Source organism: Marinobacter sp. NP-4(2019) (assembly GCF_003994855.1).
Taxonomy (GTDB): Bacteria; Pseudomonadota; Gammaproteobacteria; order Pseudomonadales; family Oleiphilaceae; genus Marinobacter.
Genome location: NZ_CP034142.1, coordinates 2,203,291 through 2,217,450 on the forward strand (window position 1 = coordinate 2,203,291; position 14,160 = coordinate 2,217,450).

Annotated in this window: 10 protein-coding genes; 5 read left to right on the forward strand and 5 right to left on the reverse strand. The window is 57.8% G+C overall.

The window, feature by feature from the left end:
* Nucleotides 1-6 precede the first annotated feature (6 nt).
* Both EHN06_RS10090 and EHN06_RS10095 read right to left on the reverse strand, forming a co-directional pair.
* The gene (locus EHN06_RS10090; RefSeq protein ID WP_127332464.1) at nt 7-1,632 is read right to left on the reverse strand and encodes a 3-(methylthio)propionyl-CoA ligase; all 1,626 of its coding nucleotides are present in this window, start codon (nt 1,630-1,632) and stop codon (nt 7-9) included.
* Nucleotides 1,633-1,670: 38 nt separating this feature from the next.
* Entirely contained in the window at nt 1,671-3,173 is a 1,503-nt protein-coding gene (locus tag EHN06_RS10095; protein ID WP_127332465.1) for a flavin-containing monooxygenase, read from the reverse strand.
* Between the two features lie 95 nt (nt 3,174-3,268).
* Between EHN06_RS10095 and EHN06_RS10100 the strand changes: the two genes are divergently transcribed.
* The 5 genes from EHN06_RS10100 (at nt 3,269) to EHN06_RS10120 (ending at nt 11,103) form a co-directional block, all read left to right on the forward strand.
* Nucleotides 3,269-4,357 carry an AraC family transcriptional regulator gene (locus tag EHN06_RS10100; RefSeq protein WP_206075750.1) on the forward strand — a complete coding sequence of 363 codons (1,089 nt, stop codon included), beginning with the start codon at nt 3,269-3,271 and terminating at the stop codon, nt 4,355-4,357.
* Between the two features lie 129 nt (nt 4,358-4,486).
* On the forward strand, nt 4,487-5,482 hold the full coding sequence (locus EHN06_RS10105) for an NAD(P)H-dependent flavin oxidoreductase (protein WP_127332466.1): 996 nt from the start codon (nt 4,487-4,489) through the stop codon (nt 5,480-5,482).
* Nucleotides 5,483-5,500: 18 nt separating this feature from the next.
* Nucleotides 5,501-6,862, forward strand: a complete 1,362-nt coding sequence (locus EHN06_RS10110) for an NAD(P)/FAD-dependent oxidoreductase (protein WP_127332467.1) — start codon at nt 5,501-5,503, stop codon at nt 6,860-6,862.
* Nucleotides 6,863-6,956: 94 nt separating this feature from the next.
* Nucleotides 6,957-8,045, forward strand: coding sequence for an efflux RND transporter periplasmic adaptor subunit (locus EHN06_RS10115; RefSeq protein WP_127332468.1), 1,089 nt, complete (start codon nt 6,957-6,959; stop codon nt 8,043-8,045).
* A gap of 4 nt (nt 8,046-8,049) precedes the next feature.
* A complete protein-coding gene (locus EHN06_RS10120; RefSeq protein ID WP_127332469.1) occupies nt 8,050-11,103 on the forward strand; it encodes an efflux RND transporter permease subunit in 3,054 nt (1,017 codons plus the stop codon).
* A gap of 20 nt (nt 11,104-11,123) precedes the next feature.
* Here EHN06_RS10120 and EHN06_RS10125 read toward each other — a convergent pair whose 3' ends face one another.
* Genes EHN06_RS10125 through EHN06_RS10135 form a run of 3 tightly spaced genes read right to left on the reverse strand, consistent with a single transcriptional unit; the run spans nt 11,124 to nt 14,063 of the window.
* A complete protein-coding gene (locus EHN06_RS10125; protein ID WP_127332470.1) occupies nt 11,124-11,861 on the reverse strand; it encodes a hypothetical protein in 738 nt (245 codons plus the stop codon).
* A 19-nt stretch (nt 11,862-11,880) separates the two neighbouring features.
* Nucleotides 11,881-12,555 (reverse strand): c-type cytochrome, encoded by a 675-nt coding sequence (locus tag EHN06_RS10130; RefSeq protein ID WP_127332471.1) that lies wholly within the window; start codon nt 12,553-12,555, stop codon nt 11,881-11,883.
* Entirely contained in the window at nt 12,555-14,063 is a 1,509-nt protein-coding gene (locus EHN06_RS10135; protein ID WP_127332472.1) for a flavin monoamine oxidase family protein, read from the reverse strand. Before EHN06_RS10135 ends, EHN06_RS10130 begins: the two co-directional genes overlap by 1 nt.
* Nucleotides 14,064-14,160: the final 97 nt, after the last annotated feature.

Below are 14,160 nucleotides of genomic sequence, written 5' to 3' on the forward strand. Positions count from 1 at the left end.
GCACCCTCACTTTGGGGCAGGCCAGCGGTAGTCGCTGAGCTGCTTGCGCAGCGTGACTTTGCTGACTTTTCCGGTAGCGGTGTGAGGGATTTCATCCACAAAAATCACATCCTCCGGAATGCAGAACTTCGCAACCTTGCCCTGGTAATGGGCGAGGATCTCTTCCCGGCTAACGTCCTGGCCTGCTTTCCTGACCACCACAAGCAGCGGCCGCTCGTCCCACTTATCATGGGACAGCCCTAAAGCAGCCGCTTCGGACACTGCGGCATGGCTCATGGCAATGTTTTCCAGTTCGATGGAGCTGATCCACTCGCCGCCGGACTTGATCACGTCTTTCGAGCGATCGGTAATCTGCAGGTAACCATCCTTATCCTGGTTGGCCACGTCGCCGGTGGGGAACCAGCCGTCTACGAGCGGGCTGTCGTCCTTGTTGTAGTACTGGTCGATGACCCAGTAGCCACGGACAAGCAGGTCTCCGGAGGTCTGGCCGTCACGGGGAAGTTCGTTGCCGTTATCGTCGACAATCTTGAGGTCGATTCCGAATGGCGGGCGCCCCTGCTTGATATCAAGCTTAAAGCGCTCTTCATCGTCCAGCCCCAGGTGCTTTGACTTGGGGGTGTTAACGGTACCCAGCGGCGACAGCTCGGTCATCCCCCAGGCATGCTGAATGGTGATGCCATACTCGTCCCTGAAACTTTGCATGAGCGCGGGCGGGCAGGCGGCACCGCCGACAATCATCCGCTCCACGGTGGACAGTTTCGAGCCGGAATTGCGCAGATGTTGAAGAACACCCAGCCACACGGTTGGAACACCTGCAGAGAAAGTCACGCCTTCGCTCTCAAACAGTTGGTAGAGGCTTTCGCCATCCATGCCGTCGCCCGGAAAGACCAGCTTCGCGCCCACCAACGGTGCGGTATAGGGAAGGCCCCAGGCGTTCACATGGAACATGGGAACAACCGGCAGGACCACGTCCCGGCCTGAAAGGTTCATGGCATCGGGTAGGGCGCTCGACAATGCATGAAGCAGGGTTGATCGATGGGAGTACAGTACGCCTTTGGGATTGCCGGTGGTTCCGGAGGTGTAACACAGTGACGAGGCTGAATTCTCATCGAGCCGTGGCCAGGTGAACTCCTCGGATTCACTGGCTATCAGATCCTCGTAACAAACCAGGTTCGGTACGCGTATATCCGGCATATGGTCCCGGTTGGTCATGGCAATCCAGTACTTCACGCTCGGGCATTGCGGTGCTATGGATTCAATCAGGGTTGAGAAGCTGGTATCGAAGCACAGAATCTGATCTTCCGCATCGTTAACAATCCAACTGACTTGCTCGGGAAACAGTCGGGGGTTTACCGTATGGGTAATGGCTCCTATGCCTGAAATGGCGTAGTAAAGCTCAAAATGCCGGAAGTTGTTCCAGGCCAGCGTGGCAATGCGACTGCCGGTATCAGCACCAAGCTTCAGGAGCGCGTTGGCCGCCTGTTTGGATCGTTTGTGAGCCTCTGCATAGGTATAGCGATGAATGGGACCCTCGACAGTCTGGGAGACGATCTCGGTGTCACCATGATACCGCTCTGCATGCTCCAGAATGGAAGACACGATCAGAGGCTGATTCATCATTTTGCCTTGCATACGTAACTCTCTTGTTGTTGGACGGTTTGGTTGTGGGGTCAGGCTGCGGCCCGCCTGCTTTTCTTGGGGCTCGCCTTGCGGTTTTTGGCGGATTTAAAGATCAGTCGCCTGTCCTCTATGTCATCTTTAAGCAGCATTTTTTTGTCATACCTGTAATTCATCAGGATTTGCCAGGGGTAATGTTTACCCTGTCTGGGGAGGCGATGTTTTCCACGCTGCACATAGCCCGCGCTCAGCGAATCCAGAATGCCTTCGTCAAGTCTGCTCTGATCGATATCCTGGGGAATGACCACATCCAGCTTCTGGCTCTTCATAAACTTGAAAAGCCGGCAAAGGTAGTCTGCTGCTATGTCCAGCTTCAGGGTCCACGAGGAGTTGGTGTAGCCGAATATCCAGGCCAGGTTAGGCATCTTTTCAACCAGAACCCCTTTGTAGGCCATTTTGTCGCCCAGAACCTCGGGCTTTCCGTCCACAGACAGCTTCATACCGCCAAACATCTGAAGGTTGAGCCCGGTTGCCGTAATGATGATGTCGGCTTCAAGTTCTTTGCCTGATTTCAGCAGGATGCCCTTGCCGGTGAACTGATCGATGTGATCCGTTTCAATGGACGCTGTTCCGGCTCTCAAGGCCTTGAACAGGTCCGCATCAGGCACCGCACACAGGCGCTCATCCCAGGGCATGTAATCCGGTGAGAAATGTTTCATGTCGACGTTGGGCCCAACATGCTTGCGGACATGGGAAAGAAGAACGCGACGCATCAGTTTGGGCCAGCGGCGGCATGAAACATACATAACGCGCTGCATCACAATGTTTCTTTTGCGTGCCAGGCTGAATGCCCAGCGGGAAGGCATGACTCGCTGAAGTGCGGCAGTGATCCTGTCTACAGACGGAATGGAATAGACGTAGGAAGGGGACCGCTGGAGCATGGTGATATGCTCGGCCTTCTCGGCCATTGAAGGGACCAGCGTGACCGCTGTCGCACCACTACCGATCACCACGACTTTCTTACCACTGTAATCCAGGTCATCGGGCCAGTGCTGGGGATGGATGATCTGGCCATTGAAGTCAGTTTCCCCGGGGAATTCGGGGCGAAAGCCGTCATCGTGGTTGTAGTAACCGGTACAACTGATAAGAAAATCGCAACTGTATTCGTGGGTCTCGCCACTGGGTTCGTGCAAGGCGGTGATATGCCAGCGTTGATCTTCGCTGGACCAGTCCGCGTTGGTGGTCTTCAGGCCGTACCGAACCTTGTCCTTCACGCCATATTGATCCGCGGTCTTCTCGATGTACTCGCGAATCGAGCCGCCGCCTGCCAGGATTTTGAGCCCGTTCCAGGGGCGAAAGTTGTACCCAAAGGTCAACATGTCCGAATCCGAGCGAATGCCGGGGTAGCGGAACAGATCCCAGGTACCGCCGATGCGCTCGCGGCGCTCCAGAATAGCCAGGCTTTTGTCCGGGCAATCCTCTGCCAGATGACAAGCTGTTCCAATGCCGGACAGTCCTGCACCAATTATTATTACGTTGTAATGCTGCTTACTCATGTGCGCTCCACGTTCATCGAGAACCGGTGATAGAGAGGCTGGATATTGAGTAATTTATGTGTATTGGCGACTAAGTTATTGTCAATATCGGACACATGTTTAACAATATCGGACACAGCCACGATGAAACGATTGAGGATGTGATGGGGAGCCTGATTCAAGCGACCAATTTATGGGGGTACGATGAGCTGGTGCGGGAGCTGGGCGGGGATCCGAACCGGTTTCTGACTCGCTTTCACATTCCGCCAGCCCCGGAAAGACCGGACGAATCCTTTGTTCTTTACCGGAGCGGCGTGTTGTTGCTCGAAGCCACGGCGGCGCAACTGGAATGTCCGGATTTCGGGCTGCGGCTTGCGCAATGGCAAGGCCTGGAGATGTTGGGGCCGGTTGCCGTCATCGCGCGAAACTCCAGCTCCGTTATCGAAGCGTTTGAGGCGATTGCTCGCTACCTGTACATCCACTGTCCTGCGCTGTTACTTCGCCTGCAGCCTTCCGGAACCGGAGACTGGGTTCAATTCAATTACCGGATTACGGAGTTGTCGCCGCCCCAATTACGCCAGTCCTATGAACTGAGCCTTGCCAATGCGATGCAAATCCTTCGAATGCTGGCAGGGGAAAGCGCCAGGCCGGAGCTGGTGTCATTCCTTCATAGTCAGGTGGGATCGGCCGAAAGCTATGCGAAATCGTTTGGCTGCGAAGTAAGGTTCGAACAGGACTGGTGTGGATGGCGGATTTCGGAAAACCTGGCGCGCCAACCCATCGATCATGCCGACTCCCAGGCCTTGCACTATGCAACCAGATACCTCGAATCGCATTATGCGCCCGGTAGCACCGCACTGTCGGCACGGGTGACTGAGTTAATAGGTCGGCTTCTGCCCACAGGGCTTTGCAGCGCCGACACTATTGCTGCCGAGCTGGCCATTCACCCCCGAACCCTGCAGCGCCACCTGGCCGAAGAAGGGTATCGATACGAAGAGCTGCTGGACCGGGAGCGGCGGCAGCAGGCTATTCGTTACCTGGGCGAGCCCGGTCTGCACATGGTCCAGATAGCCGGGCTTCTGGGCTACACCGAACAAAGCACCCTGAGTCGGTCCTGCCGGCGCTGGTTTGGAACAACCCCAAAGAAATACCGAGAACAACTGCAGGCATCTCCCCCATCCGGCGCCAATGGCCATACGGCCTGATGTGGTGTCAGCCCCCTTTCCCAATTAAACATAACGTATGTTGTGTTAATGTGGCGACCTTGCTACGATTGCTCAGATCATAAAAGTCACCAAGTTTTCTGAGCCACTAACACCGAGAAAGAATTCGTTATGACCTTGAAAACACGCATTACCGAATTGCTGGGTATCGAACATCCTATCGTTCAGGGCGGCATGATGTGGGTGGGGCGCGCCGAACTCGCTGCGGCGGTTTCCAACGCCGGGGGGCTGGGTATTTTGACGGGATTGACCCAACCCTCGCCAGACGACCTTCGCAAAGAGATAGATCGATGCCGTTCGATGACCGACAAGCCATTCGGCGTCAACCTCACCATTCTGCCATCGGTGCAGCCCCCTCCTTATGCGGAATACCGAAAGGCGATCATCGACAGCGGCGTGAAAATTGTCGAAACCGCGGGACACAATCCGCGGGAGCATGTTGAGGATTTCAAGGCACACGGCATCACTGTCATCCATAAATGCACCGCTGTTCGCCACGCTCTGTCTGCCGAGCGCATGGGCGTTGATGCCGTTTCCATTGACGGTTTCGAGTGCGCGGGTCATCCCGGCGAAGACGACATTCCCGGTTTGATCCTGATTCCGGCGGCCGCCGACAAGGTCAGTATTCCAATGCTCGCCTCTGGCGGATTTGGTGACGGGCGAGGTCTGGTGGCAGCACTGAGCCTTGGCGCCGACGGCATCAACATGGGCACCCGGTTCTGCGCGACGGCGGAAGCCCCCATCCATGATCACGTAAAGCAGCTCCTGGTGGACAACGACGAACGCGCCACCAATCTGATCTTCCGTTCACTGCGCAATACCGGCCGGGTCAGCAAGAACAGTGTGTCTGATCAGGTAGTGGAAATCCTGAAGAATCCGGACTCAAAGTTTGAGGACGTCTCCCACCTGGTTAAAGGGGTCGACGGTCGCAAGGTTCTCGAAACCGGTGATCTTGAAGCGGGCCTGATCTGGGCCGGCCAGATCCAGGGGCTGATTCACGATATTCCGACCTGCCACGAATTGGTCACTCGAATTGTGTGCGACGCCGCCAACATCATTAATGGCCGGTTGACGGGTAGCCTGGCAAAAAACGAGGCGATGGCCTGACTACTGATTGAGGCTGCTATGGCTAATGATCTGGATAAAAACGTCGACGTTTCGCTGAAAAAATTCCGCCCTCACGGTGGCTGGCTGGAGAAGCCGACGAATATTCAGCCGCCACTTGAAGGTGAAATCAACGCGGACGTGGTTATTGTCGGGGCTGGCTACGCCGGTCTCTCCACCGCCCTGGAACTGGCCGAGGCCGGAGCCAATGTGGTGGTGCTGGAGCGCGACTTCGCCGGCTTCGGCGCGAGTGGGCGTAACGCGGGATATCTTGCTGGCAGCATGGGGGTTGAGTTCGAATTCTTTCTCAAACGAATCGGTCGGGAGAAGGCCAGGGAGATCGTCCGTTTCTACGACGAAGGCGTTGCCTATGTGGAAGGTCGGCTCGACAAGCTGGGCATAGACTGCGACTACAACGCCTCCGGTATTATTCGCGCAGCTGTTCACGCCTCCCAGGAGAAGCGGCTGCGAAAAAGCATGGAGCTAGGTCTGGAACTGGGTTCGCAGACCGAGTTCCTGGATCAAACGGAGATGCGGGCTCGCGGGATACCGCCGGCGTTTCTGTTTGGCTGCTACCAGAAACACGGCGGCACACTGGACCCCGGCAAGTATGTGCTGGGCCTCAGGCGTGCAGCGCTGAAGGTCGGTGTAAAACTCTACGAACAGACTCCGCTGGTTTCCTACACTGAGGGGCCGGTAGTCACCTGCGACACCGAACGGGGCCGGGTACGCGCACCGCACCTGGTATTGGCGACCAATGCCTATACCCCTCAGCTTGGTCTGCTGGGGAACAAAGTGGCGCCATTGCGGGTTTCGGCGATCGAAACCGAACGGTTGACCGCTTCGCAACTTGAATCCCTGGGCTGGCAGGGACGAGAGGGCATTGTGACGCCTCATTTCACCATGGAAAGTCATCGCCTGACCGCCCGCAATACGTTGGTTATTACGACCAAGCGACTGAATTACGTGTATGGCTCAAAAACACCGAACGTCCCGGACAGTACCGCTTATCGCGAACTCGCCGTAGCACTGAACGATCGCTTTCCAACCCTGAACGGCCTCGGAATCCAGGCCTGCTGGAGCGGCTATGTCAGCCTTGCCTACGACGCCTTGCCGGTGGTGGGCGAGACGGGCGCCAACCAGAACATTCTCTACACCGCCGGGTGTTCCGGGCATGGAGTCGCCACCCAGTCCCTTATGGGAAAACTGCTTAGCGAGCGAATTGCTGGTTCCGAGCATCCGCTGCTTTCGGCACTGCGGCACAAGTCGCCTACGACACTGCCTGAGCCGCTGCAGTGGTGTGCCCTCAAATTCGCTCTGGGTGCAGCCAACCGGATTGACGGCTACATTAATCGTAACGCGCGTAGAAAGAAACTTGAGTAAAACGACGGCAGCTTATCGTCATGAGCACCCGATACCGGAGCCAGTGACAACGAGATTGATCGGATAACGGCAAATTTTATTTTCGGAGGCCGTAATGGAATGTATTCGTAATCGCTTCAGGGTATTTTGGCTTTGGTTACCGCTCACACTGGTGATCAGTGCTTGTGGCGAGCAGGAGCAAAAAACGCCGGAACCTGTCTCTAGGCCGGTTAAGCTTTTCACTGTGGGTGAGATGGCCAGTCCCCGGACGCTGAAGTTTCCCGGTAGCGTCTCTGCAGTCCAGCAATCGGAAATGGCCTTTGAGGTCTCCGGTCGCATTATTGAAATGCCAGTGACCGAAGGGGATCGGGTCGAGGCCGGTAAGGTACTGGCCAGGATCGATCCACGGGACTACGAGTCAGAACGTGACCGCGCCCGCGCCGAACGCAATGCCGCCAGGGCCGACTTTAATCGTTATCACAAAGCCTACCAGGCAGATGCGGTGACGGCGCAGCAGCTGGATATGGCCAGACGCGCCCTGGAGGTGGCCGAGGCGGGGCTCCAGAGGGCCAATAAAGCTGTTGAGGACACTGTCCTGCAGGCTCCGTTCAGCGGGCGTGTTGCCCGCAAGCTGGTGGAGGACTTTGCCAATGTGCAGGCCAAGCAACCGGTGATGATCCTGCAGAGTGACAACGCCCTGGAAATGAAGGTCAATATTCCTGAAGCCGACTGGGTAGGCCATAAGCCCGTCACATCTGCAGCGGAGATCGAACAGGACGCCGACATCCGGGTTGTGCTCAGTTCACTTCCGGACAGGGCCATTCCTGCGCGAATTACGGCCTTTTCCACCTCGGCCGACCCGATCACCCGTACCTTCGAAGTCACGGTTGGTTTCGAACCGCCGAAAGACCTCTCGGTGAGCCCGGGGATGACCGGCCATGTTGCTTATACCCCTGCGCCGGAAGTGGCACCGGCTGGCCTGTCGATTCCCGCGGATGCCGTCGTCGCGGCGCCAGATAAATCCCCCTATGTCTGGCTGTTCGATTCAGAGGCAGGAACGGTGACAAAGCGTTCGGTTGAGGTGGGCGAGCTGACCGGAGACAACATCCAGGTGGTCTCCGGGCTTGAGGCTGGCGATCGCATTGCGGTGGCGGGTGTGCATACGCTCTCAGAGGGTTTTCCTGTGCACGCAATGGAGGACTGACATCATGGATATTGCCTCCATCGCCATCCGCAAGCGGACTGTTACCCTGGTGCTCACGGTCGTGATGCTCGGTGCGGGTCTGTTGACCTACAGCGGCATGAGCCGCCTTGAAGACCCGGAATTCACGATCAAGGATGCCCTGGTTATAACCCCATACAGCGGTGCCTCGGCAACGGAAGTGGAACAGGAAGTCAGTGAACGACTGGAAAAAGTCGTGCAGCAGCTCGGGGAACTGGAACGCGTCAAGTCGAAGTCCGAGCGGGGGCTGTCGACGCTGACGGTGACCATCAAGGAGAGCTACGACAAGGAAACCTTACCCCAAGTCTGGGACAAGCTGCGGCAAAAAATAAACGATGTCCAGCGGGACCTGCCGCCGGGTGCCGGTCCCTCCGTCGTTCTCGATGACTATGGCGATGTCTACAGCGTATTCATGGTCGTCACTGGTGATGGCTACAGCTATGCCGAACTCAAGGATTACGTGGATTCGCTTCAACGAGAACTCCTGCTGGTGCAGGACGTTGGCAAGATTACCACCTTCGGTGAACGACAGGAGGCCATCTTTGTCGAGTTCAACCGGGACCGGATGTCGCAGCTGGGCATTCCACCGTCCGCAATCATCGAGGAACTGCGCCAGAAGGGGGTAGCGGCGGATGCCGGCCGCGCCCGTGTCGGGTCGGAGTTCGTCACCCTGACCCCATCCGGCGGTCTCGACTCAGTATCGGATTTCGAGTCCTTGCTAATCCACGGCGGCGAGGGCCGGCAACTGTATCTGCGTGATATTGCCAACGTTCGACGCGGCTATGTGGAACCTCAGAATGCCAAGATACGGTTTGACGGTAAACCAGGTATTGGCCTGGGTATTTCCACCGTCTCGGGTGGCAATGTCGTGACGATGGGCGACGCCGTGCAGGCCCGACTGGCGGAACTGGAGGGCCAGCGCCCGGTGGGCATGGAGCTGGGTATTGTTTCCCTGCAATCGGAAGCGGTGACCGAGGCGATATCCGGGTTTGTCACCAGCCTTTTGCAGGCGGTTGCAATCGTGATTGTGGTGTTGCTGCTGTTCATGGGCTTGCGCAGCGGCCTGTTGATCGGTTTTGTACTGGTATTGACGATTGCCGGGTCGTTTCTGTTTCTCGATCCGATGGGGGTGGCGCTGGAACGTATCTCCCTCGGCGCCCTGATTATTGCGCTCGGCATGCTGGTTGATAACGCCATTGTGGTGGTCGATGGCGTGCTCATTCGTATGCAGAAGGGAAAAACCGCCGAGCAGGCGGCCTCGGAAGTGGTCAAGCAGTCTGCCTGGCCGTTGTTGGCGGCCACGTTGATTGCGATATTGGCGTTCGCTGCAATCGGCACCTCAAACGACGCAACCGGGGAATATTGCCGTTCGCTGTTCCAGGTGGTGATGGTGTCGCTGCTGTTGAGCTGGGTAACCGCGGTTACGGTAACGCCCCTGCTGTGCGTTATGTTCCTGAAGCCCCCCAAAGACAACCCGTCGAATTCCGATCCCTATGGCGGCGGATTTTACCGGCGGTATAGCGGGTTCCTGCGCACCTGTATCCGCCACCGTTATTTGAGTTCTGCGACGGTGGCCGGCGTGTTTGCCGTCGCGGTGTGGGGATTCTCCTTTGTTGAGCAGAGTTTTTTCCCGAGCTCGACACGTCCCCAGTTCATGGTGGATTACTGGCTGCCTCAGGGCACCCACATCGATGCGACGAGCGCTGATGCGACGCAGGTCGAACAGATGCTGCTGGACAAGGAGGGCGTCACACAGGTGACCACGACGGTTGGGGAAGGGGCGCCAAGGTTCCTGCTGACGTACCAGCCACAGCAGCCGAACAGCGCCTACGCCCAGTTTCTGGTCAATGTGGACGATTACCGGATTATCGACGACCTCATACCGGAAATCGAAACCGAGCTTACCGACCGATTCCCGGATGCACTCGTCTACGCCAATCCCTTCGAACTGGGCACGGGAACCATTGGCAAGGTTCAGGCACGGCTGAGTGGCCCCGATGCGAATGAACTGCGGCGACTGGCCGGTGAAGTGGAAAGGATTTATCGCAGTGATCCTGACACCAAGGGCGTTCGCACCGATTGGCGGCAACGGGTAAAACTTGTACGAGCCAACCTTGCCCTGGAACAGGCTAACCTGAACGGCATCACCCGATCGATGGTGGCCGAAGCCATGCAGGAAGGTTTTCAGGGCGTGAATGCCGGTGTTTACCGGGAAGGGGACTTGCTCCTGCCCATCATCGTCCGCGCCGACCAGGCCGCACGTGACGATATCGACAGCCTGGCAAACCTCCAGATCTGGAGCCCGGCCGCGCAGAAGATGATTCCTTTGCGGCAGGTCGTGCAATCGTTCGAGACCGTCTTCGAGGACGAAATTATCCATCGCCGCGACCGCAAGCGAACGATTACGGTGTTCGCTGATCCAAGCGAGGGTAGTGCAAGCGAACTCTTTGCCAGACTGCGCCCCCAGGTTGAGGCCCTACCTCTACCGCCTGGCTACACGTTGGAATGGGGCGGTGAATACGAGGATTCCCGCAAAGCCGAGGCGGGTCTTGCGGCAACCATCCCGGTGTTCATCTTCGCAATGATTCTGATCACCATCCTGATGTTTAACTCATTGCGACAGACGCTTGTCATCTGGCTGTGTGTCCCCCTGGCGGTGGTTGGCGTCACGGCGGGCCTCCTGATCACAGGGCAACCCTTTGGCTTCATGGCCTTGCTCGGGTTCCTTAGCCTGATGGGGATGCTGATCAAGAATGCCATTGTGTTGGTCGAAGAGATTAACCTGGAAAGCGGCGAGGGTAAGGCGTTGATGCCGGCCATTGTGAATTCCGGAGTCAGTCGTCTGCGTCCGGTGGCCATGGCCGCACTCACAACGGCGCTGGGCATGATTCCGTTGGTGTTTGATGCCTTCTTCGTATCCATGGCAATCACCATCATCAGCGGGCTGTTGTTTGCCACGGTCCTGACCATGGTGGTATTGCCAGTGCTTTACGCCTTGATCTACCGGGCGGAGGATAAGGATGCCTCCGCCGGCACCTGAATGTCCTGAGGGAAGGGGGCTTAGCTGCTTGAGAGGCTAGCCCTCGACGCCCCCATCCTTAGTTCCGGGCGACGCAGCAACTTCAGGCCGAACAGGATCATCCACAACGGGAATACCAACACGACAATAACCAGCATGCCGTTGGTGAGGTTGTTCAAAGCCGGGAAAAAGCCAAACACGAAGAACAGCCCGAAACACCAGCCGACGATCTTCAGCGGAACCAGGATGGACGCTCCCCAACCAGCTTGCTTGAGCTGTCCGCCTACGATAATCCCCCAGAACAACACGACCGGACCTTCACACCACCACAGCCCTCTCTGACTGAAGTAGGCGACAGTTGCCCAAATCGACTCGGCGACCGTTTTACCGGCTTCGTCAGCGCCGTCGTGCATCGTTCCCAGGGTGTGCAGTGCGGTTTGCAGGATCGCGGCACCGCTCACGCCCACGACGACATACAGAAGAATCGCAAGCGCCGCCATGTCACCGAAGGCTCCCGTTTCATCCCGAAAGCGATGCCACAGATAGCCGCCAATGACCAGAACCGGGAAATAGAAACCCAGCAGATCGGCGAACATGGACAGGCGGAAGAGTTCGCGCATTTCAGGCGGTAGGCCCAGCATCCTCGCGCCATCCAGGGTCAACATGAAGTCGCCTCCCGTCACGATGGCCGCCAGGACAACGTTCAGGTAGGCAAAGATCCCGCCGGCTATGGCGACCCAGGCGGTAAAGCGCTCCATTCTTTCTTGGTTGGCATTCATAGTTATCTCCGTTAGTGGTTTATTGGGTATTGCGACTTGTTGGGGCCAGGCTCGACAGGTAGCGGGCCGTTGCCTGGATGTCTTCCTCCGACAATGCGGCGGCCATGCCATTCATCGCCTGGGTAGGATCCTTGCGGGTGCCGCGCTTAAACGCTGTCAGTTGATCGGCCAGATAGATCTCACCCTGGCCCGCCAGGCGCGGGCCGTTTGGAGTGCCATTGAGCTGATCGCCATGACAGCTTGTGCACCCGCTGTTGTTCACGATGTCCTGTCCCCGTTCATCCAGGGAACCATTGGCCTCGTGGGACTCGACAATGACCGGTGCCTGACGCTCGAAGTAAGCCGCCAGCATCTCGATCTGGTCGTCGCTCAGGCTCCTGGCAAGCGGTTGCATCTGAGGGCTGTGTCGGCGACCGTTCGCATAGGCATGCAATTGGTTCTGGATGTACGACGCCGATAGCCCCGCCAGGGACGGGTACAGAGAGTTCCCGGATTGTCCGTTCTGGCCATGGCACAGGGCGCAGGTATCCTGGAGCTGCGGCCATTCGCCACCATTGGCTTCGTACTCTGCGGTTTGCTGGTCGACGACCGTTAAGAACTGGTACCCCGCCCACAGCTCCGGACCCACCACCGCGCCCAGGGCCACACCGCCGGCTACTGCCAGGGTGGCGGCCATCTTGATAATTCGTTTCATCAGGTGTTCCTCCCGACTTGTGTGAGTGCCTGTAAAGCCTGGAAGGCAGCCCGGTGACCAGAGCGGACCGCCCCGTCCATCGCTCCAGGCCAGATGTCAGCCGTTTCCGTGCCGGACCAGATCAACCGACCGGTCGATGGACGCAGGAACCTGCCCCATCGGGTCCAGAAGCCTGGCGGAATAGGATGGATGCAGGTAAGGCTCCAGGAGTCGACCTTGCCCCAATCATGGTCATGGAACTGGGTTGGGTGCCGGGCCTCTTCGCCCAGTGCGAGGGCATAGATATCCGTCAGCACGCTTTCCGCCTGCCTGGCGTCATGGGTCAGTTGCCCCGGTTTGATAAAAGCGTTGATGACACCGACGGACCCATCGGGCGGAGAATTGTCATAGGACCAGATCACCGGCCCGTCGAGCTGCATTACCTGACCATTCAGGCCCTTGTCCCGCCAGAATGGGCGGGGATAGACATGAACGGTTTTTCGCATTGGCGCATGGGCCGGCCAATTGGCCTGCAGCTGTGCCCGGCCCGAGGGAAGGGCCGGACTGTAGGTGAACTGGTTGCAAAGGGCCGGGTTGAGTGCCGTGATGACCTGACGGGCCCGGATAACACCCTGATCGGTATGCACCTCGACAATATCCTGGTCCCAGCCGACGATCTTCCGTACCGGGCAGGAGAGTTTGAGTTTGTCACCCAGGTCTTCCGCCATTCTGGTGCAGAGGATTTGTGAACCGCCGACAAATCGGGTCTCCTGGGCGCCATCCTTGATCCCTTCGAGCTGCTCTATGCTGCAGTCGGAAGTGTTGATGATCGAGAGAAAGTGCAGGAGGCTGAGGCTGGCGGGTGAGGAGCCGAAGGTGAGGGTGGTCGACATGTTGAATCCGATCTTGTCTTCCTTGCTCACGCCTTGTTGTTGCAACCACTCTCCAACCGTCATGCTGTCCAGCTCGGCGGCATTTGGAGCGGTCCAGGGCGCGTCACCCGGTACCGAGCGTGCCATGTCGTTCAACTTACTGGCGATGTGGTGGCTGACGCTGGCGCCGCCATTGCCGGACTCCTCGGCGTACCGGGCATCACCTGCCAGATAGACGGTTTTGCCCTGGTAGTACTGGTCGAAGGTGTCCACTTCCAACTGGCGAGCCAGGTCCGCAATGGCCGTCTGTCCGGGACCGATCCACTGGCCACCGGCTTCCGAGACGACGCCATCGCCCAACTCGTGGTTGTAGGTACGGCCGCCCACCCGGTCCCGGGCTTCCAGGACCACGAAGGATTCGCAGCCTGCGCGCTGTAGATCCCTGGCCGATGTCAGGCCAGCCAGGCCTGCTCCAATGATTGCCACGTCCACCACATCCGTGTCGGCCGTTCTCAAAAGGTTCTCACCCAAGCGGGCAGTCGTTGCTGTTGCTCTTCCTGCCAGAGCAAGCCCGCCCGCAAGGGCGCCCCCACCCAAGGCCCGGACCAGAAAGCGCCGACGGGCTCTATGGGGCTGTTTATCGTTATCTGATTTCATAATCCACCCTTGTCGCGTTATCCATCCCAATTAACATTACGGATGTTATGCTAATATACATAACAATCGTTATTGAGCAAAGAGCAGGCGATCAGAG